The organism is Polyangium sorediatum (assembly GCF_029946465.1).
Classification (GTDB): Bacteria; Myxococcota_A; Polyangia; order Polyangiales; family Polyangiaceae; genus Polyangium; species Polyangium fumosum.
On sequence record NZ_JARZHI010000116.1, the window covers coordinates 1 to 20,764 of the forward strand.

Sequence of the window (20,764 nt, forward strand, 5' to 3'; positions counted from 1 at the left end):
GCGATGGCGTCGATCGGTGACTACCTCGAGAGGTTCTACAACCACGCCCGGCGGCACTCGTACCTGGGGTACTTGAGCCCGGTCGAGTTCGAATTGCGAGCACAAGTGGCCGCGTTTGCGGCATAGTTGGTTTGTCCACGGGAGCGGGGGAAGATCAAGGGCCTCATCGCGCACAACCCGTTCAAGCACGAGGACTTCGAGGAGCTTAAGCTCCGTGAAGCCCGGCCGAAGCCGAACGCCCTGGCGCTGTCACCGAAGCAGGTCGACGTCTTTTTGGCGAAGGCCGACGAGATGTCGAAGCCCGGGTACGCGGCGCTCTTCCGTCTGACAGCCGGGAGCGCGATCCGCATCGACGAGGCGCGGCACTACGAGGCGAGCGACATCGACCAGCAGCGCGGTCTCTTGACGATCACGCCCAAGAAGGGCTGGACGACGAAGGGGTACAGGTATCGCGACATCCCGATCTCGAAGGACACCGCAGAGGCGGCGTTCGCCTTCGTGAAGACTCGGGACACGGTGACGCTCGACGACAAGGCCGTCTGGAACGAGATCCAGCGGGTACGCAAGGCGGCGGGGTTGCCGCAGTTCTCGATCCACGATCTGCGTCGCGCCTGGGCGAGCGCCGTGCACGCGAACGGCGCGTCGCTCAAGCAGGTCAGCGTCTGGCTCGGGCACTCGAGCGTTCAGGTGACCGAGCGGTACATCCGGGTCTTCGAGACGGGCTCCTCGGGGCACGAGTTCTTGCCGCGGTGAGGGGCGGAGAGCGCGCCTGTCCAAGGCTGCGCTTTTTTAGCCACGGGTCACGCACGGAGACGGATGGGAAGAACCCCTTCCCTGCACAGGCACCCGCAGGGCCCGGTCATGATGCTTACGCGACGGACTGTCATCGGTGGAGGGAAGCCTATGACGATCATTCGCGTTATCCTCGTTGCACTAACTTCGCGCGGAAGGTGAGCAAGACGCCTAATTCGCTCCGTCAAGCGAAACGACTCCGCTTGAGGTCATGGGCGATGAAGCGCGTCGGCTCCTTGATCTTCTTCCGGACCCATGGACAAACCCTAAGTCGCGGAGATGCGCTAGCCATGGCGCGTGCACAAGTGTCCGCGTTGCGGACATCGTAGGTTTGTTCACGGGAGCGGGGTAGATCACGTGTGAACGCCCGAACACGAGCGAGGGGCAAGAAGGCCTTGCTCTTCGCGGCTCATGCTCCCCTCTCGCGGGTCGGGGTCATGACAATGAATGTCCGAAGGCGTCCGCGATAAACCCATGAAATCGTTCGTGGTTTTTACTGTTGCTAAACGAAGTAGTTGAGACTACGATGGGAAAATTCGTGGCATGTAGGCCACAAGGCGCGAACATGAGCGGGGCCAGCACAGGTTGCGAAACGCCTAGCAAGCACGACGGACGAGCCTTTGCCGAAACGGCATACAAGTCCTCGTCGCAAGGCAACTCCCGTCGTGTTGTGGTGCGCCTGCGTGAGCACGATGAGGAGCACTCCGCCAAGCGGCTAGATGGAAGCATGCGGCTCTGCTTGGGTGCCTCCCCGTCCGTCCTGTCGAACGCGCGTCAGCTTGGGACGAAGTGGTGCGAAGCCGAGGTGGGGCGATGCTGATCTCTGTGCATCCCGGCGCAGCAGCAGCCACGGTGACATGGCGGCGGCAGGGGCAGTTGTACGTGACAGTCGTCGTCAAGGCGACGTTCTCGCTCGTTCCTGGCGGCACCATGATGCCCGCGACACCGGAGCGCATCATCGAGGAGGAGGAGGCGCTCGAGTCGGGCTTCGGGCTGCGATCGGGAGGAGACCTCGCACCCTACCTCGGCCAGACGGATGTCTGGCTGCTCGGCCACGCCGCGATACCTGCGAGACGCGCGACAGCGGCAGTGCGCTTCGGGGTCTTTCGCGATGGCGCCCCACTGCTGGACGCATGGGCCGGGCTCGCGCCTCCTCGGGAGGTCAACGGAGAGACAGCGCGTGCTTGCATCGTAGGACTGGGATTGATCCCCGAGAGATCGCCGGTCCGGCAACGGCTCCTCGCAGGGTGCGACCCGACGAAGCTCAAAGGCCCGATTCGCGAGATCCCAGGCTCGCTCGACTGGCGTTATTTTCAGGCGACGCCGCCTCAGCAGCAAATCCCGCACCTCCGAGGTGATGAGTGGATCGGGTTGATGGGCGTCTTCAGCGAGTATCCCAATTTCCTGAGCCGTTTACCGGGGGCCTCGGGGTGCGCATACTGTCACGAGCGATCCAAGCCGCTTCGCGCTGGGCGGCCTATTCCGATGGTCGCAGACATGCTCCAGGTCGACGTGGATCGGAGGACGTGCTCGATCACGTGGCGCGGGCACTTCCCTGTGTGGGCGGAGGAAGCGCTCGCGTGGCTGCACATCGCCGCGGGTGTGGAATTGCCAGGTCGGCCGCTCTCCTGGGCCGACTCGTTCGCAGCTGATGTCGAGGAGCGAGAGGACCAGGGGCCGTCCGCGTGGCCTATCGCTACTGCAAAGGAAGAAGATTCCACGGCGACGATCGTGCCACCAGGGCTGAATCGCGCGACCGAAGCGGGTCCGTCGGCGCTGCCATTCGTGGCGCCGACGCCGGGGGTGCCCTCGGCGCTCCCGAACCCGACCCAGGTGCCGAGGGCGCTGCTGGACAATGACAATGATGGAACGGGGACCGTGGTGGGTGCGTTGAGGTTCACCCCCTCCGCGGCGCTGCCATTCCAAGCCTGGTTGGCATCCGAGGCGCCACGGGTCCCCGAGGCGGAGCCGCCAACGGAGCAGGACCAGGATGGGACGACCACCATGGTATGGGGCGTTCGGTTCGAGGCGACGGGAGCGCCGTCAGCGCTGCCGTTCGTGGCGCCGACGCCGGGGGTGCCCTCGGCGCTCCCGAGCCCGACCCAGGTGCCGAGGGCGCTGCTGGACAATGACAATGATGGAACGGGGACCGTGGTGGGTGCGTTGAGGTCCACCCCCTCCGCGGCGCTGCCATTCCAAGCCTGGTTGGCATCCGAGGCGCCACCGGCCCCCGATGCGGAGCTGCCAACGGAGCAGGACCACGATGGGACGACCACCATGGTATGGGGCGTTCGGTTCGAGGCGACAGGAGCGCCGTCAGCGCTGCCATTCGTGGCGCCGACGCCGGGGGTGCCCTCTGTGGTCCCGAGCCCGATCCAGGTGCCGAGGCTGCCGCTGGAGGATGATGGGACGGGGACCATGGTGGTTGCGCTGAGGTCCACCCCGTCCACGGCGCTGCCATTCAAAGCCGCCCCTTGGCTTGAGCTGCTGCCGATGGAGACCTATGCCTCGATCAAGGCACGGCTATGGGGCGCACCGGCCTCGTCTGCGGCGCGTATCCTCGGCGAGCACGGGCTGACGGAGGTCGATTGGCTCTTGCACGAGCAGCGCTATGCGGATGCGATCGGCGAGGAGCTGCATCAAGAGCAGGCGCCGCTCGAGAGGGCGGTGCGTGAGGCGATCCTGAAAGCCGAAACGCCGCGCCCAGAGGACATTCCCGACCTCACGATCGAAGAGTTCGTCGCGTTGCGCCTCGCCTGCGAGACCGCCGCCGATCCAGCCGTGGAGCTCTCGGCGCGAGGCCTCACGGCGTCCGCATTTCGCCGATTGCGGAGCCACTGGCGGCTCCAGTCGCTTGCCGACCCTGGGATCGCGGCGGACCTGCGAGCACGCCTCGCCGCGGGTCGGACACACGCAGTCCTTTAGCCGCCGAGGAGGGGAGCATGGATCTGGAACGCATCACGAGCAACCGAACGCCGATGGTCGTCCGTTCCTTGCTCATGGATGATCGCCATGGTCGTGAAGTCCTCGCCGTCATCGCCAAGCTCACCTACGCGGCTCCGAGAGGTGTGGCGACCATCGCCGTGACGCAGGCCCCGATCCGGCTCGAGGACGAGCCCACGAGCAGCCATCCGTGGGCGAGCCCCAAGTACCCGAACGACGCGGTCGACCACAAGCCAGGCACAGACATCCTGCTCGTCGGCACAGCCTATCCACCCCGCGGAAAACCCGTCACCGAATTCGATGTGAGCCTACGCGTGGAAGCCCCGCATCGCTCGATCCACAAGGTGATACGCGTGTACGGGCCAAGCGTCTGGTGCAGGGGTGTTCGTGGTGTCGTGCCCGGACCTGCCGCGACCGCCACACCGACCCCCCTGGTGTACGAGCAAGCTTTCGGTGGGCGGGACGAGACCCAACCTGGCGGGATCGTCCTCGATCGCCGAAACCCTTCCGGCACGGGGTTTGCTGTCGATCGGACCTGCCTCGTCGGCACACCGGCGCCAAAACTCGAGGACCCTCGCGTCCCGCTCTCTTCGCGCCTGCCCGCTCCCGCTGGCTTTGGCCCTCTCGGCGCGAGCTGGACCCCGCGTGTCGAGCGCGCGGGGACGTTCGATAGTGTATGGGCGCGCGAGCGAGCCCCTCTACGACCGGTCGACTTCGACCCACGTTACGCCTCGGTGGCGCCGCCCGATCTCTGGAGCGAAGAACCCCTCGAAGGCACAGAGGCCATCGAGGTGCTGAACGCGACGCCCGACGGCGTGTGGCGCTTTCGTCTGCCGAGGTATGCGCCACGGTTCCAGAGCGTCATCCGTGGTGTCGAGCGAGACCTCCCCACGCATCTCGACACGCTCCTCATCGACGCAGACGCGGGCCACGTGGAGCTTACATGGCGCGCCACGACGCCGATGCCGAGGAAGAGCGAGCACGTCGAGGCGGTGAGGATTTTCGGGGCGCACCCAATTCCCGAGCCCATTCTCGCCGATTTGCTAAGGAGATCCCTCGAGAGAGACGTTCCGGAGGCATCATGAGCACGCGCGCAGTCGACCTCATGCTCGACCTCGGTATCGAGCAAACCTTTCATGTCGTCGCGGCGAGGATCTCCGAGGGAATCTCGGAAATCACCCATGCGATCATCGAGATCGCGAGCAACGAAGACCTCGATACGACCCGCCTCATCGGAAACGACGCCGTGCTCGACGTGCTCGTGGGGCAGATGCCGTCGCGCCGGTTCACCCTCACGGTCGGCCGCGCAGGCTTCGTCGCCGTGCGTGGAGGTGCGCTCCGGTACCGGCTCGATCTCTACGGTCACCTCTGGTTGCTCCGGTTCGCCACGAATACGCGAAAATTCCGGGATGTGACCACGCAGGCCATTCTCTCGCAGGTGCTCCACGACCACCGCATCCCACACCGCTGGTCGCTCTCACGACCGACTCCCTCGCGGAATTACTGCGTACAATACCGAGAGACCAACCTCGCCTTCGTGGAGCGCCTCCTCGAGTTCGAGGGCATTTATTATACATTCGATTCGAACGGCGTTCTCGAGCTGGCCGATCGGTCCTCGGCGTCGCCGCCCGTTCCCGGCATCTCCGAGTTCGAACTCATCGACGCGGCCGGGGCGCTCGAACGCGACGAACTCGGGATCCACGAGATCCGTCGCGGCGCACGGGTCGCCAGCGGCGCGGCCACGGTCGGCGACTTCAACTGGAAAAAATCCAAGCTCGACCTGCGGCAGACGGCGAAGGCCGACCGCGACAGCGAGCTCGAGACCTACGATTACCCCGCCGGTTACCGCGAGATCGGCGAGGGTGCGCACCTCGCCCAGCTCAGGCTCGAAGCGCAGCGGGTCCAGGCGCGTTACGTCCGGGGGCGCGGCAACGTCGACGGTTTTGCGCCGGCGCACCGTTTCGTCTTCGGGGCGAGGGGCGGCGACGCCTTCGCCGGTGAGTACCTCCTCGTCGAGATCGAGCACAACTTCCGTAACCCTGCCATGACCGAGCTGGCAATCACGGATCTGCAGATCGGCGCCGTGACGTACGAGAATTCGTTCCAGGCCATCCCGCTCGACGTGCCCTTCCGTCCGGCGCGGCGTACGCCACGGCCGACCCTCGGTGGCTCGCACACGGCGATGGTACGCGGCCCCGTCGGTCAGGAGATCCATACCGATCCGTACGGTCGCTTCAAAGCGCAGTTTCACTGGGACCGGGAGGCGGTGGGGACCGACAACGACTCTCGGTGGGTGCGCCAGCTCCAGGAGAGCGCGACGGGGATGGTGCTGGCGCGCGTTGGCTGGGAGATGAGCATCGCCTACATCGATGGCGATCCGGACCGTCCGATCGGCATTGCGCGTCATATCAACGGCGTGATGCCGCCGGTCTACCCGCAGCCGGCGCACAAGAACGTGATGGCCATCCACACGCCCTCCTCGCCGGCGACCGGCGGCTACAACGAGGTGCGGCTCGACGACACGGCGGGCACGATGCTCTTTCACGTGCGCGCGGAGCGCGACTTCATCGGGGTCGTCAAGAACGACCGTAGCGAGCGGATCGGCAACAACGAAGCGCGCTTCATCGACATGTCCGTCTCGCATGCCGTCACCCACGATCAGACCGTGGCGATCGGCGCCAACTCGACGGTGCAGTCGATGCGCGACTACCGCCTCCACGTGAAGAACGACCGCAAAAAGGTCGTGAGCGGGAGCGAGACCATCAAGGTCGGCGCCGACGCAAACGCCACCACCGAGGGGAACGAGACCGAGAAGGTCGGCTCGGTGCGCATCACGATTTGTGGGAACATCAAGTCACCCGATTTCGCCTCGATGGTCAAGCGCATCGTGCCCGATCCCAAGGCGGCATTGCTGGGCATTACGCAGGGAGCGCTCAGCGGCGCGATGGGAGGCGTCGCAGGCGTGGGGAGCGCAGGAGGAGGAGCCGGCGGGGGCGCTGGAGGTGCGCTCGGAGGTTTCACCGGTGGGGTCCAAGGCGGCGGTGTCGTCGGCGCCATGGGCGGCCTCGCAGGCGGCGCCGGGAGCAGCCTCGGCGGCCTCGCAGGCGGCGCCGGGAGCAGCTTCGGTGGCCTCGCAGGCGGCGCTGCGAGCGGCGCGGGTGCCCTCGCTGGCGGGTTCGCAGGCAGCGGCGTGGGTGCCCTTGGAGGCGCGCTCAGCGGCGCCGGAGCGAGCCTGAGCAGCATGATCCCAACACCCTCTGCTGCGCTCAGCAAGCTCACGGGCGGGCTCTCCGAGGGCATCACCATGGGCAAACTCATCGACATGCTGTGTCAGGGCGAAATCACCCGCACGGCCGAGCACGCGCTCTCGCGCACGGTCGGTGGAGCCTTCGTGCAGGTGGGCGTCGGCGCAATTTCCACCAATGCCAAGACCAACTATGTCGAGACCGTAGGCGGAGCGAAGGTCACGATCGCCGCCAAGGGCAACATCACGAGCACGGTGAACGGCCCCGCGGCGCTCACCGTAGGCGGCGTGATGATACGCAAGAGCAAGAAGGCCATGGGGCTCGCGGCCAAGAACACCAAAGTCAACGTCGGCGGTATCGCCAAGCTCTCCTCCGGCGAAAAGATCGAGATCCGCGGCAACACGATCGTGGTCCAGACCAAAGCCGAACTCTCCCTGAAGTCGCCGAGCCTCGAGATCACACTCACGCCCGAAAAGACGACGATCAAGGGCGAACTCAAGCTCGAATGCAAGCAAAAGGTCGAGGTCACCGGCATGGACGACAACCTGACCTGAAGGGGCGATCATGAGCGCGCAATCGAACCAGGAGCACGCGTCGATCGAAATCGCTGGGAGGAGCTTCGATGTCGTCTTGCTCGAAGGGCAAGAGAACATCTCCGAGCTCTTCTGCTTCGAGGTCACCTGCGCCTCGCGCAGCGAGGGGCCCCCCGCCCAGGCGCTCGCTGGCCAGGCCGCTGTCATCACCCTGCGCGACGGTATCGGGGCCGAGCGCCAGGTGAAGGGCCTCGTCGCCGAGGCGTCCCAGCGGGTCCACGACGACGACTCGGCGCAGCTCCGCGTCGTGGTGAGGCCGTCTGTGTATCCACTGTCGCTCGGCCGCGATAGTCGCGTCTTCCAGGACAGCACCGTGGTCGATATCGTGAAGAAGGTGCTCGAGCGCTCCACGGCGCCCACCCGCTGGGAGGTGACGGAGCACTATCCAACCCACGTCTACTGCGCGCAGTACCGCGAGGACGACTGGACGTTCATCAGCCGGTTGCTCGAGGAAGAGGGCATCTACTACTGGTTCGATCACAAGGGCGGCGAGACCACGCTCGTCTTCAGCGACAACTCGGCCGCGGCGCCCGATCTCGTGGGCGGCGCGTACATTCAATTCTCCTACGAGACCGGTCAGACGGCCGGGCGCGAGCTCATCGAGGAGCTCGGCACCGTGGCGAGTGCTGCGCCCACCAAGTTCACCGTCCATTCGTTCGATCCGAATCGGCCCTTGCTCGCGGTGGGGGCCAGCGTCGGCGCAGGGCCGCTGGAGGTGTACGACGCCCCCGGCGGCGGCCCCGAGAGTCCCGCCGTCTGCGCCACGCGCGCACGCCTCATGCAGGAGGCTGCCAACACGGCCAAGGGCGGGATCGTGGGCGTATCCACCAGCGTGCGCCTCGTGCCGGGGATGGTCGTGGAGATCGGAGGTCACCCCCTCGCCCGCCTCGACGGCCGCTACCTGGTCACCCACGCCCGCACCAAGGTCGTCCAACGGGAGGCCGCGGGTAGCAAGGGGGAGCGCCCCTACGTGTGCCACTTCGAGGGGATTCCGGGGGCCGTCCCCTACCGTCCCGAGGTCGATACGCCGCTCGCCAAGCAGGCGGGGCTTCAGACGGGAATCGTCGTCGGCGCCTCCGGGCAGGAAGTTTTCCCGGATGCCGCTGGCCGCGTGCGCGTCCAGTTTCACTGGGATCGCGAGGGCCAGCGCGACGACGCCGCGGGCAAATGGATGCGTGTCGCTCAGCGCGGCACGGCCTCGTCGATGCTTCTGCCGCGCGTGGGCTGGCACGTGCTGACCTTCAACGAGGAGGGAACGGTGGATGCGCCGACCGTGCTTTCCCGCATTCATGATGCGGAGCACCCGCCGAGCTACCCGCTCCCTGCGAACAAGACTCGCGTGGTGCTCAAGACCGCGACCACGCCGGGCGGCGGATCGTTCAATGAAATCTATTTCGAGGACAAGAAGGGGCAGGAGGAGATGTTCCTCAACGCCTCTCGCGACATGACCGTCCTCGTGCAGAACATCAAAACCGACTCGGTCGCGCGGGATCAGAAACGCGTCATCGGCAACAACCACCGCACCCAGATCGCCAGCGATCAGCAGTTGCGCGTGGCCCACGACCAGAAGGTGACCGTCGGCGGCAACGAGCATATCCAGGTGGGCGGTGCGCGGAGCAAGGTCGTCGACGTCAACGAGACCTCGACCGTCGCCGGCAAGCGCTCGATCGAGGTCGCCGAGGCCCATACGACCAAGGTGCTCCAGACCCGCGAGCTCCAGGTCGGCGCGGCGCTCGTCGACGTCTCCCTCGGCAACATCGCAGCCAACTCGCAGCGCCGCATGAGCGACACCGTGGGTGGCGCCTTCCTCAAGATGTCGGCCGGTTCCATCAGCGAGGACGTGGGCAAGGTCGGCGTCTACACGGTTGGCGGCGCCAAGATCGAGATCGCCGAGGCCCAGCGGGTCATCGACATCAAGAACCACGCCTTCGAGACCGTGGGCGGCGCGCTGATCATGAAGACCGACGACGCCTTCCTCGACTCGGCCGACAAGAAGTCCAAGTGGAACGTGGGAGGCGCCGTCCTCGGCGATGCGCCCGACGTCATCCTCGAGGCCAAGGACAAGATCGAGCTCAAGTGTGGCGGGAGCGTGATCACCCTCCTGCCGGATTCGGTCGAGATCCGGGCGACGAGCTTCGACCTCTCCCAGGCCAAAAAGCTCGTGATCATTACGAAGAAGGTGGAGCACAACGCATGAGCACCGAGCCGCTTCGGTATTTCCTCGAGCTCGGCGGTCGGCTCCATCCGGTCCGCGATGTCTCCGGTATCGAGGGGATCTCCCGTCCGTTCCGCTTCGAGATCCGGTTTCATGCGGAGGAGGGCGACCCCCTCGAGCCCGAGGATCTCGTGAAGAGCAAGGCATCGCTCCGCCTCGTGCGCAAAGAGGACGAGCGCGTCATCGATGGCCTCGTCACGGACATCTCGATCGGGGCCGTGATCCGGGGCGCGCCGCTCGTCGAAGTCGTCCTCGAGCCACGCCTGGCGCTGGCGCGACTCCGCACCGACATCCGCCATTTCCGCGACAAGACAGCACTTCAGATCGTCTCCGAGGTGCTCTCGGGGCTCGGCATTCGCCATGAGCTCTGGTTGCGCGAGACCTACGAGGTACGACCCTACACCGTACAGCATCGCGAGTCGGACTTCGACTTCGTGAGCCGGCTGCTCGAGGACGAGGGCGTCTTCTACTACTTCGCGCCCGGCGATCTGCTGATCATCGGCGACGGCCCCGCGGCCTACGAGTCCATTGGGGGCAATCCGGTCTTGCCGTTTCGCGCTGGATCCGCCCTCGACAGGAATGAAGACGCGATCCACGCACTCGGCGAACATGCTCGGATTGGGGCATCGCAGGTCACGCTGCGCGACTTCAACCCGGAGAAGCCGAGCCTCAACATGACCGTGAGCGCCGCCGGTCCAACGCCGGCGGGGCCCGAGTTTTACGACTATCCTGGTGAGTACCTCAAGCCCGCGAGCGGCGAGCGCAAATGCAGGCTCATCGCCGAGGCGATGGCGTGCGCCGCCCGCTCCTACGAGGGCGAAAGCAATTCGGCGCGCCTCGTGCCTGGTCGCAAATTCTCGCTCGCCGACGCGCCCCAGGGCATTGAAGACGGCGAATACGTGGTGAATACGCTGACCCACCGGTGGCACCGCGACAAGACCGGCTTCTCCGTTCATTTCGACGCGCGGCAGAGCAACGTCGCCAGCCGCCCCCCGCGCGTGACCCAGGCGCCGTTCCTCACGAACCCCGTGACGGCGTTCGTCACGGGCCCTCCCGGCGCGGACGTTCATACCGACGAGCTCGGACGGGTCAAGATACAGTTCCACTGGGATCGATTGTCGCCGCGCGACGACACCGCTTCCTACTGGGTGCCGGTGCTCCAGGACAACACCGGGCACTCGGTCGGCATCCCTCGTGTCGGCTGGGAGGTGCTGGTCCATTTTCTCGAGGGAGATCCGGATCGGCCCGTGGTGCTCGGGCGCGTCTACAATGCGCAGGACACCGTCCCGGTGCCGCTCCCCGCCCGCAAGACGTGCAGCTCGCTCAAATCGATGAGCTCCCCGGGGCGCGACGGCACCAATGAGATCCAGTTCGAGGACGCAGCCGGGTCCGAGTACATCTGGATGCATGCCGAGAAGGACCAGAACATCGTCGTCGCCCACGACAAGGTCGAGCACATCATGGCCACGGAAAGCACCGTGGTTCGGCGCGACGAGACCATCAACGTAGGGGTCGACGCCTCGCTCGTCGCGGGACGTGACATCACCCCCACCATCGACAACGATCAGACGCTCCTGACCCAAGGGAACCGAAAGCTCGAGATCGCCACGGCCGACAACGCCACCGTGAAAGGTGAACGGACGATGACGGTTGGCGGGACGCACTTCCGCCGGGTCAAGACGAGCGACCTGGTGACCGCCGACGTCCTCGACGAGAAAGTCGGCGGCGTCGTTCTGGAGACCTTCCTGAAGACGAATGCTACCGAGGCTGGCAAAGCCATGACCGTGACGGTCGGGGGCGCCATCGTCGAGGTCGCTCGGATGAGCAAGACCGAAGGCGCCACGAAGGGGCGCGTCGACGCCGTGGGAGGCGTCGTCTTCTCCAAGGCCGGTGACGTGCACCAGCACCGCTCGGACAAGACGCGGACCACCACGGTGGGCGGCAGCCTCAAGGTCGAAGCGGCGAAGGAGCTCGTCCTGACGGGCGCCGAGAAGATCCAGCTCTCCTCTGCGACGGGCAAGCTCCAAGCAACGAAGGGCACCCTCCGGCTCAAGGTGGGGGAGACGATCGTCGAATTGAAGGACGGCACCGTCGGGATCACCGCCTCCTCCGTCATCAAGTTGATCGTGAGCACGACGAATAACCAGGGCTCGGACGTCGCGACCCAGATTTAACGAACCATGCCTCCGGCACTCGTCTGTTACCACCTGACCACCGCGCCCGACGTGCTCTTGCACGCCTACCTCAACGATCTGCCCGTCTTCCGGGGCCCGCACCGTGGCCCCGAGACGCAGCAGGGGGGCGCCAACCATTGGCTCGTCCCCGGGGAGAATACGCTCACGCTCGATGTCCTGCGCGCTCCCCGGCCCCGCTCCACGGGCGCGCCCCCCGGCGAGCCCATCCGGTTCGTGCTCTTCACCGCCGCGGATCCGGTCCACGCTCCCAAGGACGTCACGATCATCCACGAAGTGCGCTTCTCCGAGATCATCGAGAGGACGCCCGAAGCCGAGCACGAACCCTACCATTACACGGCGCGCTTCGACCTCGGCGTCCCGGTCAACGCGCCCGTGTATCTTTCGTCGCCGATGAGCGACGTCGACTGCCGGGGCACGCCCGAGCTTCACCAGGCGATCGCCGATCTACACGCCTCTCTCGCGGCCGGGGATGTCGACCGCTTCCTCGATCTCTGCTCACTCCGGAACGAGGAATACGTCTTCGCGTACGAGGGGCTCGGTCCAACCGTCGACAGCCTACGTGACGTCGCACGGGGCTTTTTTGCCTCTGGCCCCATCGTCGAGCCTCTGGAGCCGGACGCGCTTCATTTCGAGGCACGTGCGCTCGGCCGCGTCGTGTGCGTCTCCCGTGCCGATGGCCGCTCTGCCATCGAGGCACGTACGAGGGACGATGAGGCTGCGGTGCTGCGGGTCGATCCGTGGCTCACGCGCAAGGATGGGGCGTGGCGCATCTTCGGTTGACCCCTGCATCGCGAGCGAGGGAGCAATGTCTCAAAAGGTCTCGAATCAAAAGCGGACGATCGCAACCCAGAAGACAAAGCACAAGCCCCGCGCGACCGCGCCTGACGTCTGCAAGCTGCCGGACAACAAGCCTGCGCCGTTCGATAATTGGGTCCTGACCGACAAGCTCCAGAATGGCACCGTTTTTACGAAGATCGGTGATTCCCCGATCTGGATGCGTGCCGCTCAGGTCGGGCCGCCGTCACAGCCTGCGCACGCGGGCGTGAACAAGGGGGTGGTCAGCGGTACCTACTGCGCCGAGGCGCGCGCGACCTCCTGGTCTCCCGACGTGCTCACCGAGGGCAAGGAGGTCGTCCGCACCAACGACACGACGACACAAAACCACGGAAACACGACGGGCATCGTCGACGGTCGGGCCCTCGGCGAAGCCCTGCCGGACCCGAACGCCTTCGTGAAGCTCCGCTGCGCGATCTCGGCTCTCGAGGGCGAGACGGTGGCCGAGGGCGACGGGGCCGATAAGTCGGTGGTGCGCAAGCTCGGCTTCCCCGGTGGGCAGAAGGGCAACGAACCGTACTACCTCGAAATCCTCGAAGGCGACAAGGTGACGTTCACCTCGACGCGCGTCGACGTCACCGTGGATCCACAGACGCAGGATCCCGTATGCGGTCGTGTCGGCGCCAAGCACACGGAGTGGACCTGGACGCGCGCGGGCGGCAGCATGCCGCCACTCAAACAGGGCCCGTTCAAGGGCAAGAAGTACAAGCTGACCGAGACAACCGGGAAGAAGCTCGGCGACACGATCAACGACGCTACCGGGGGCAAGGTCAACCCGAAAGTCGTGGCCGTCGCGAACATCATCAAGCCCGGCGGCGGCACGACCACGTTCGGCAACGCCACCGTGGCCCGCGAGGGGAAGGACGCCCCGCCCCCGAAAATCGGGGAGGGTCAAACCACCGCCACGGGCAGGACTGTGGGTGGCGCCTTCGGCAGCTCGATGGCGTTCATCGCATACTGGAACTCCCGCAACGATCCGCTCATTTTCGAGGTCACGGCGACCGCGTGTAGCGGCTCGAAGAAGGCAACCATCAGGGCGTTCCCCGCGACCCCGATCAAGCTTTCGCTCCAGTTCGGCACCGCCGGGAAGAGCGAGGGTGAGTACACGTCGACCGAGCGGGTCGACGATCCCATCGTCACGCGCGTGAAGAAGGGGATGGAGTCGGTCAAGTCGATCTTCGACGCGCTGAAGAAAGTCGCGGAGATCGCCGGGCGCGACTTCGACTTCGAGATGTTCGTCGGCGTCTCGTGCGGCTGCGAGATCCGCTATGTGGCATGCAAGGAGGAGAAGAAAGGCCTCTACGGCACGCAATACACGCCAGCCCTCGTCGGCCGGAAGTGGAAGTTCTGGTTCGGCGCGAGCCCGCTGCTCAAGGTCGGCGTCAAATGGCCCATCTCGCTGATCAACTTCGTCGCTCCCGGCCTCGGCGAGGGCGCGGCGACCATTCTTCGCAAGCTCGGGGTCAAGCTCGATTTGGTCTTCGGGCTCGAGTTCTCGTTGTCGGTCACGTTCAGCGTGGGGCAGGACGAGTACGATTACTGGACCGACACCGGCCGGACCACCGAGGTCAAGATCACGCCTTCCATCGCCCTCGAGCTCCAGGCAGGGATCAAACTGGTCACCCTCAGGGCGTCCTGGGTGCACACCGGCAGCATCAAGTTCGCCGGTGGCGACAAGAAAGGCGTGCTCCTCCAGCTCTCGATCACCATCTCCGCCGTGCTCGAGCTCTCCATGATCGCATTCGAAGACCGTTGGTTCGCCAAGGAATTCAAATCGGCGCCCGATTGGGGCAAGATCAAATACGTAGAAAAGAAGCAAGATCTCATTACACTTTCTTGACGATGCGCATCCTCGTTGCCCACCAAGACCCGGCGCGGAAACCCTCTGCGCCTGGCCCGGTCCTCCCCGTCGGCGTCGTTCGCTGGCGGGCGCCCGAGCCTCGCATCACGGTGATCGTCAAGGCGACGTACACGCTCGCGCGCTCACCGAGCGGCAGCGTCGAGCTCGTGCGCTCGAACGAGCTCTTGCCGCTGTCGCTCTCGCGGCCCTCCGGTCTGCCCGGCGCCGCCGCCGACGAGCTCGAGTACGCGACGGATTTCGTCGAGCACAAGCCGGGTCTCGAGGTGGCGCTCGCCGGTTATGCCCACGCGCCAGCACCCGCCCTGCGCATCGACGCCAGGCTGCGCGTCGGCGAAGTACGCCGCGATTTCAGCATTGCCGCCGGCGCGCCATCGGCGCAAATCCCGCTCACCTCGGCCTACGTGCGCGAGGCTGGGCTCCTCGGGCCGACCGAGCCGGTGTCGGCGCGCGTGCCCCGTCCGCTCGACGAAGGAACGGCGAGCTCGATGGCGGGGCCGTACCTGAACGCAGGCGCGCCCCTCGAGCTCGTCGGTCTCGTTCCGGCTGGCGATGTCGTGACCTCGTTTCCGATGCGCCGCCCGCACGCGCTCCTCGATTACGGTGACCGGAAGGAGGAGGTCCCCCTCGTTTGTGATACCGCGTGGATCGATACCGATCACGCGCGGGTCGTGCTCGTCTTCCGCGGCAGCGCCGTGGTCCCCTCGGAGCGCGCGCCGGGTATCGAACGGATCCTCCTCGCCGAGGCGGAGGGCGATCATCCCGTCGACTGGAGCGCAATGGTGCGCGGTCTCCACCGCGGGAGGTTCACCTATGCCGTCGAAGAGTGCGATCTCGACGGTTCGAGGCAGCCCGATCCGTTCGCCGCCGACGAGCTCGCGGTGGCGCGCTACGGAGCTTGGGGCGAAGGCGTGCCCGAGCCCATCCTTCCGCTCGACAGGTACGCCGCCGTCTCGGCGGAGCTCGTCGAACGCCCGGATCGCCGCGTGGACACGTTGAAACGTCATGACTTCGACGAGGAGACGTGGACGGTCGAAGAGCGTGCCTGGCTCGAGCGCATCGCCGAGGCAGCGGATCGCGGCGACGGCACGCTCGCGGCCGAGTTCGGGGAGCGCTTCCTTGCTGCACAGGATCTGCTCGGCGACCCGACGGAGGCCGCGATGACCCTCGACACGTACGTCGAGATCACGCTCGCGATCGAAAGAGCCGGCGCTCCTGGAGAGGTGCTCGCTGCGCGAGGGCTCCGGTTTGCGCAGTGGATGCGAATCGATCGACGCTGGGCGCGCCGGGCCTCCGAGGAGCCCGATCTCGCAGACGAGCTCGCGCGGCGTCTCGAGCGCGGGCGGGCCGCCGCGCCGCCGCGCGACGAGGATGCGGATGATGACGACTAGAGCTGAGGTGCTGTCCGATCGGCCTGTCAACGTGCACGCGGTGGGAGCCTATGGGCCGCTCGGCCTCTCCGCCCTGCAGATCACGATGTGCGCGCGGGCCCGGAAGCTCGTGCCGCGCCCGACGTCGTTCGTCGACAAACGCGGCGAGAGCGTAGGTGTCTGCCTCGCCGACGGGATCGCCGAGGATGTTCATGGGCCGCCTCGTCTGCTCGCGCTGGCGCGACCTGCCCTACGCGAGGCCGTCCATCGCGCGCGTATCGAAGCGATCCCGCTGGTCCTTTCGCTGCCCGAGGCCGGCAGGCCCGATGACGACCCTTGTTACGGGGAATTTTTCGTGAAGATGCTCGCAGCCGCGTCGGAGGTGCCGATCGATATCGCGCGATCGCGCGTCGTGCGCGCAGGGCACGCGGGGGGCGCGCTGGCCATGGAGGCCGCCATCGCGCTGCTCCATGGCGCGCCCGCGGTCCTCGTGGGCGGGGTCGACAGCTACCATCACCCGGACCTCTTGCGCTGGCTCGACGAGGAGTGCCGGCTGCACGCGCTGGACGCCGAGAATGGATTCATTCCTGGAGAGGGTGCAGCGTTTGCATTGCTCTCTCGAGACCGCACGGGCCGGCTGCCGGCGCCCATCGCTGCGGTGCTCGGGTGTGCCAGCGGGCGGGAAGAGTCGGATCTTCATGACGAACCCAACATCGCCGCGAGTATGACCTCGATCCTGGGTCGACTCCTCGACGGCGCTTCGACGAGGCCGGGGTGGGTCCTCTGCGACGTGAACGGCGAGAGGCACCGCGTGCGGGAGTGGAACCTCTGTGCCGTTCGGCACAGGCTGATCGAGGGCGTGGTCACGATGGATGCTCCGGGGGACCTTGGTGATATCGGCGCGGCGACCGGGGCCATGCTCCTCGCTCTCGCGGCCGTGTCCTGGTCCGTCAGTGCCGCGCCCTCGCCGACCGCGCTCGTTGCGCTGAGCTCGGACGCTGCCGAGCGAGGTGCGTTTCTGCTCGCGGAGGTGCGATGAGCGCTCTCCCCCATGAGTTTCCGGCGAGGGACATCGCAGCGGCGGGGCGCGACGTGGTCGATCGCGTCGTCTCCGCGGTATCTGGATTGCCCCAGCGCGCAGGTGTCACGACCCTCGTTGCCGCCTTGAGGGAGGTCGGCGAGACGCTCGGCCGCCTCGGAGCCAGCCGCGCGGACGAGTTCGACCATGTCGAGCGTTTCGATCGTGCGATTGCCGCGCTTCAAGGCGCGCGTGCGCAGCTCGAAAAGGTGGCGACCCCGGCGCCCGAGACCGACGAGGACGCTGCCCGCGCGCTCCTCGAGCGCGCTGGAGCGAAACTACCACCCCGCCCCGAACGCCGCTCGGGCGGGCTGTCCCAGGATCTCGCTCGTTCGCTTTTAGGGGTCGAGGTGGCGCTCGTCAGCGCACGATCACGCGCAATCGACACGGTGGTCAAGGTCGGGAATCGCCCGGCGCGCGCCGCGTCCACTTCCCCTGCGACGACTGCGATCCCCGTGTTCCGGGCGAGTGTGGGCGTGCCGGCGCTGCACCACGTGGAGGGGTCGGTACGTCCGACCGTGCCTTGCAGCGCCGATGAGGACGACGATGACGAGGCGCCCGCCCCTCCGGCGCACCACGAGCGCGCTCCCCTCGGCGCCGGCGGAGAGGCGGCCCACGTGGCGCGGCTCGCCCGCGATTGCATGGAAGACATCGCCATTCTCGGCCACCTTCGCACGGTTCCGGAGGGCATGCCGTGGTCGCGCTCGCTGGCGGGCTTCGATCAGCGGTTGCTCGACAACGTCGATGCCCTGCTCTCGCTCACGCGGATCCCCGATGGCGCACGGGAGCCTGCGAGCGGCTCGTGGGTGCTCGACGAGCTCCAGCGCTGGGCCGCGGACGCGCCGATCCCCGACCCGGGGCGGGCCTTCGCCCAGGCGCTCGTGCTGGGGTCGATCCACGGGGAGGACGCGGCGCGCACGGCGGTGGTAGCGCTCCGCTCGGCGCACCCGAGCACGCTCACGGCGCAGCGGAATGCGTTGTCGCTCGCTCCGAGCCCCGGGATCGGCCCGGTCCTCCGCAGGCTGCTTCGCACGGGCGACGTTCCCCGGATCGTGGTCGCGCTGGACACCTTGCGCCTCCGCCGGGAGGCCGACCATCCGAGCATCGTCATGTTCCTCGACCATCCCGATGTGCTCGTCCGCGAGGCGGCAGCGCGGTGCTTCGCAATCGTCGAGCCGCGCCCGCGCGCGATTTCGTCGCTCCTCGGGGCCCTCACGAGGGAGGACGACGAGCGCGTGGTCCTCGCCATCGCGCGGAGCCTCACCCTCCGTGGCGAGCGCTCCGGCATTGACCACGTGCGTGGCCTCCTCGCAGCCGAAATGGAGTCTCCAGGGCGCGTGCCGCGGGCGGTTCGACAGGGCATGATGTGCCTTGTTGGCATTGCGGGCACCGAGCGCGACGCGGAGATGCTGAGGCGTCTCTTCGAGCGCAGCCCCGAGGGGGCTGCGGCTCTCGGGTGGCACGGGCACCCCGGCCACGTCGAACCGCTGATCGCCGCCCTCGAGGCCGAGGAGCAGCGCGGCTCGTCCCCCCTGCTGCGCGCTGCCCTGTGTACCGCGCTCCAGCGCATCACCGGCGGCCCGCGGCGGAACCACGACGAGCTCGAGGAGGGTTCCAGCGCCGACGATTTCTATGGTGCGACCCTTCTGGCGAGCAGCTTCCGAGAATTCTGGAGGCAAACGCGCGGTGACTTCACGAAGGTGCAGCGCTACCGGTTCGGTGTTCCTTACGCGCCGCGCTGCACGCTGGACGAGCTCGGCAACGATGGGGTCCCGATCGAGATCCGAGAGGAGCTCGCGTTCGAGTTCGCCATGGCCTGCGGGGAATCGCCGCTGTTCGTGCGGGATTGGATCAAGCGACAGATGTCCGCTCTTGCAACGATGCGTGAGCGTATCGGTGAGAGTGTACCTGGCGTATGGCCTGGCACGCGCCTCGGGCGTGGGCGCAGCTGAATCCCTCAGAGGGTGTTCCACAGGATCATCGAGACTCCCGACGTGTGTCGGCGGTAGTTGTCAAGCGCCGAAGCATCAATGACGTCATCGCGTGAAGGACGTCTGCGCTACTCGACTCGAGGGTACGTTCGTATTCCTTGTTGAGCAGGCGCGACTTGCAGAGCCAACCATTCGTACGCTCCACGACCCACCGTTTTGGCAATGCAACGAAGCCCCGCAGCTCATCGGGGCGCTTGACGACTTCAATGGCCAGTTTCGTCTTCTCTCGGAGGCCATCGATCACGCTTCCGTGGTACGCGCCGTCGACCCATATCCGCTCCAGCTTGGGGTACTCGCGACAAGCCTCCTGCAACACAGGCACGGCCCCATCACGATCCTGCGTCGACGCTGGCGTGATGATGATGACGAGAATGAGCCCCAGCACGTCCACCAAAAGATGGCGCTTTCGACCCTTCACCTTTTTTTCCCGCGTCGAAGCCCCTGGGCCGCCGACGTCGGTCGACTTGACGCTCTGGCTGTCGAGAATTGCAGCGGTTGGTTCCGGCTCCCGACCCGCCGCGGCCCGTACAGCTCGGCGTAGCGTGTCGTGGATGGCGTCGAGCACGCCATCTCTCGTCCAGCGTTGATAGCACTTGAAGACCGTCGACCACGGAGGGAAATCATGCGGGAGCAACCGCCACGCCGTGCCTGTGCGCGTGCGGTACCGAATGGCGTTCATGAACTCCCGCGGGTGATGCTTCGGTTCTTGAAGATTCGGTATCCACGTCGGTGTGGGGATCAGGTCGGCGATCAGCGCCCACTCGGCATCGGTGAGATCGGAGGGGTAACTACGCCTCGACGGATGATCTTGGATGGCCATGCCGCCGGGTTTGGCATGACCAGACTGGTCCGGCCAAACTTCCTGTGGAACACCCTCTCAGTGAACTGCAGGCGTCGAGCCTTTAGCGACGACCCGAAACGGGATTCGGGCGGCTTTGCAGGCTTTGACGACCGAAGTGTATTCGGAGTGCCCGAGCCAGCGAACGAGAAGGACCACGAGCTGAACGTTGCCGCCGCTGATCGCCGCGAGGACGCGCCGGATGCTCCCATTTCCACCGTAACGACGGCTGGGGAAGTACCGGATCTCTGCGGTGACTCGAAAGTCGTGGGCCCTCCCGTCACCGCCGACGATGGCAATCGCGGTCCTGCGAGCACGGCGTTCCGACATGAAGCACCTCCCACCGCCATCATGTCGATCAGTCCATGCGACACCCACGGTGGTGCATGACCCGTGCACGGTGTATACACGGTGCACGATGCACCGTGTATACATCGTGCGTCGCGTTTGCTGGGAAACGCGCGCTCGGGTAGGGTGCTTCGGGAGGTTCGGGATGGGCTGGCTCGAGAAACTGGCGAAGGAGCGAGAGCACAACAGCCTGCGGGCGGTCGCGCAGAAGATGACGAAGTCCGACCGCTGGCCGGCCAAAGACAAACGCTCCCTGGAGACCGTCGCGAACAAGCTTCGTGATGCCGACAAGGGGGAGGACGTCGCCTGATCTTCCCCCGCTCCCGTGGACAAACCGACTATGCCGCAAACGCGGCCACTTGTGCTCGCAATTCGAACTCGACCGGGCTCAAGTACCCCAGGTACGAGTGCCGCCGGGCGTGGTTGTAGAACCTCTCGAGGTAGTCACCGATCGACGCCATCGC

The 20,764-nt window shown here is 66.3% G+C and carries 15 protein-coding genes and 1 pseudogene; 14 read left to right on the forward strand and 2 right to left on the reverse strand.

The features are described from left to right. From QHF89_RS47640 to QHF89_RS47695, 13 genes and pseudogenes are all read left to right on the forward strand, one after another. Positions 1 to 126: IS3 family transposase (locus tag QHF89_RS47640; protein WP_136973421.1), on the forward strand; the 126-nt coding region annotated here is incomplete at its 5' end. Then, complete coding sequence (locus QHF89_RS47645; RefSeq protein WP_136973186.1) at positions 127 to 753, forward strand: tyrosine-type recombinase/integrase; 627 nt, start codon at positions 127 to 129, stop codon at positions 751 to 753. Positions 754 to 1,605: 852 nt separating this feature from the next. Then, positions 1,606 to 2,325: pseudogene (locus QHF89_RS50310) on the forward strand (DUF2169 domain-containing protein); the annotation flags it as partial. A gap of 960 nt (positions 2,326 to 3,285) precedes the next feature. Next, positions 3,286 to 3,717, forward strand: a complete 432-nt coding sequence (locus tag QHF89_RS47650; RefSeq protein WP_284721910.1) for a hypothetical protein — start codon at positions 3,286 to 3,288, stop codon at positions 3,715 to 3,717. A gap of 17 nt (positions 3,718 to 3,734) precedes the next feature. Continuing rightward, on the forward strand, positions 3,735 to 4,820 hold the full coding sequence (locus QHF89_RS47655; RefSeq protein ID WP_136973184.1) for a DUF2169 family type VI secretion system accessory protein: 1,086 nt from the start codon (positions 3,735 to 3,737) through the stop codon (positions 4,818 to 4,820). After that, entirely contained in the window at positions 4,817 to 7,534 is a 2,718-nt protein-coding gene (locus QHF89_RS47660; RefSeq protein WP_284721911.1) for a type VI secretion system Vgr family protein, read from the forward strand. The genes QHF89_RS47655 and QHF89_RS47660 overlap by 4 nt, the downstream gene beginning before the upstream one ends. A gap of 10 nt (positions 7,535 to 7,544) precedes the next feature. Continuing rightward, entirely contained in the window at positions 7,545 to 9,770 is a 2,226-nt protein-coding gene (locus QHF89_RS47665) for a type VI secretion system Vgr family protein (RefSeq protein WP_136973182.1), read from the forward strand. After that, positions 9,767 to 11,962: a type VI secretion system Vgr family protein gene (locus QHF89_RS47670; protein WP_136973181.1), complete on the forward strand. Its 2,196-nt coding sequence runs from the start codon at positions 9,767 to 9,769 to the stop codon at positions 11,960 to 11,962. The genes QHF89_RS47665 and QHF89_RS47670 overlap by 4 nt, the downstream gene beginning before the upstream one ends. A 6-nt stretch (positions 11,963 to 11,968) precedes the next feature. Continuing rightward, positions 11,969 to 12,763: a nuclear transport factor 2 family protein gene (locus QHF89_RS47675; RefSeq protein ID WP_284721912.1), complete on the forward strand. Its 795-nt coding sequence runs from the start codon at positions 11,969 to 11,971 to the stop codon at positions 12,761 to 12,763. Positions 12,764 to 12,788: 25 nt separating this feature from the next. Further along, positions 12,789 to 14,657 (forward strand): PAAR-like domain-containing protein, encoded by a 1,869-nt coding sequence (locus tag QHF89_RS47680; protein WP_284721913.1) that lies wholly within the window; start codon positions 12,789 to 12,791, stop codon positions 14,655 to 14,657. A 2-nt stretch (positions 14,658 to 14,659) separates the two neighbouring features. After that, positions 14,660 to 16,066 (forward strand): DUF2169 domain-containing protein, encoded by a 1,407-nt coding sequence (locus QHF89_RS47685; protein WP_284721914.1) that lies wholly within the window; start codon positions 14,660 to 14,662, stop codon positions 16,064 to 16,066. Continuing rightward, on the forward strand, positions 16,053 to 17,084 hold the full coding sequence (locus QHF89_RS47690) for a hypothetical protein (protein WP_136973178.1): 1,032 nt from the start codon (positions 16,053 to 16,055) through the stop codon (positions 17,082 to 17,084). The genes QHF89_RS47685 and QHF89_RS47690 overlap by 14 nt, the downstream gene beginning before the upstream one ends. Further along, a complete protein-coding gene (locus QHF89_RS47695) occupies positions 17,081 to 19,075 on the forward strand; it encodes a hypothetical protein (RefSeq protein ID WP_136973177.1) in 1,995 nt (664 codons plus the stop codon). Before QHF89_RS47690 ends, QHF89_RS47695 begins: the two co-directional genes overlap by 4 nt. A gap of 25 nt (positions 19,076 to 19,100) precedes the next feature. On the opposite strand, the gene QHF89_RS47700 is transcribed toward QHF89_RS47695, so the two are convergent. Beyond that, positions 19,101 to 19,934, reverse strand: a complete 834-nt coding sequence (locus QHF89_RS47700) for an IS5 family transposase (protein WP_136973176.1) — start codon at positions 19,932 to 19,934, stop codon at positions 19,101 to 19,103. A gap of 511 nt (positions 19,935 to 20,445) precedes the next feature. On the opposite strand from QHF89_RS47700, the gene QHF89_RS47705 reads away from it, so the two are divergent. After that, on the forward strand, positions 20,446 to 20,610 hold the full coding sequence (locus QHF89_RS47705) for a hypothetical protein (RefSeq protein ID WP_284721915.1): 165 nt from the start codon (positions 20,446 to 20,448) through the stop codon (positions 20,608 to 20,610). A gap of 28 nt (positions 20,611 to 20,638) precedes the next feature. Here the strand turns inward: QHF89_RS47705 and QHF89_RS47710 are convergent. Beyond that, positions 20,639 to 20,764: IS3 family transposase (locus QHF89_RS47710; RefSeq protein ID WP_136973421.1), on the reverse strand; the 126-nt coding region annotated here is incomplete at its 5' end.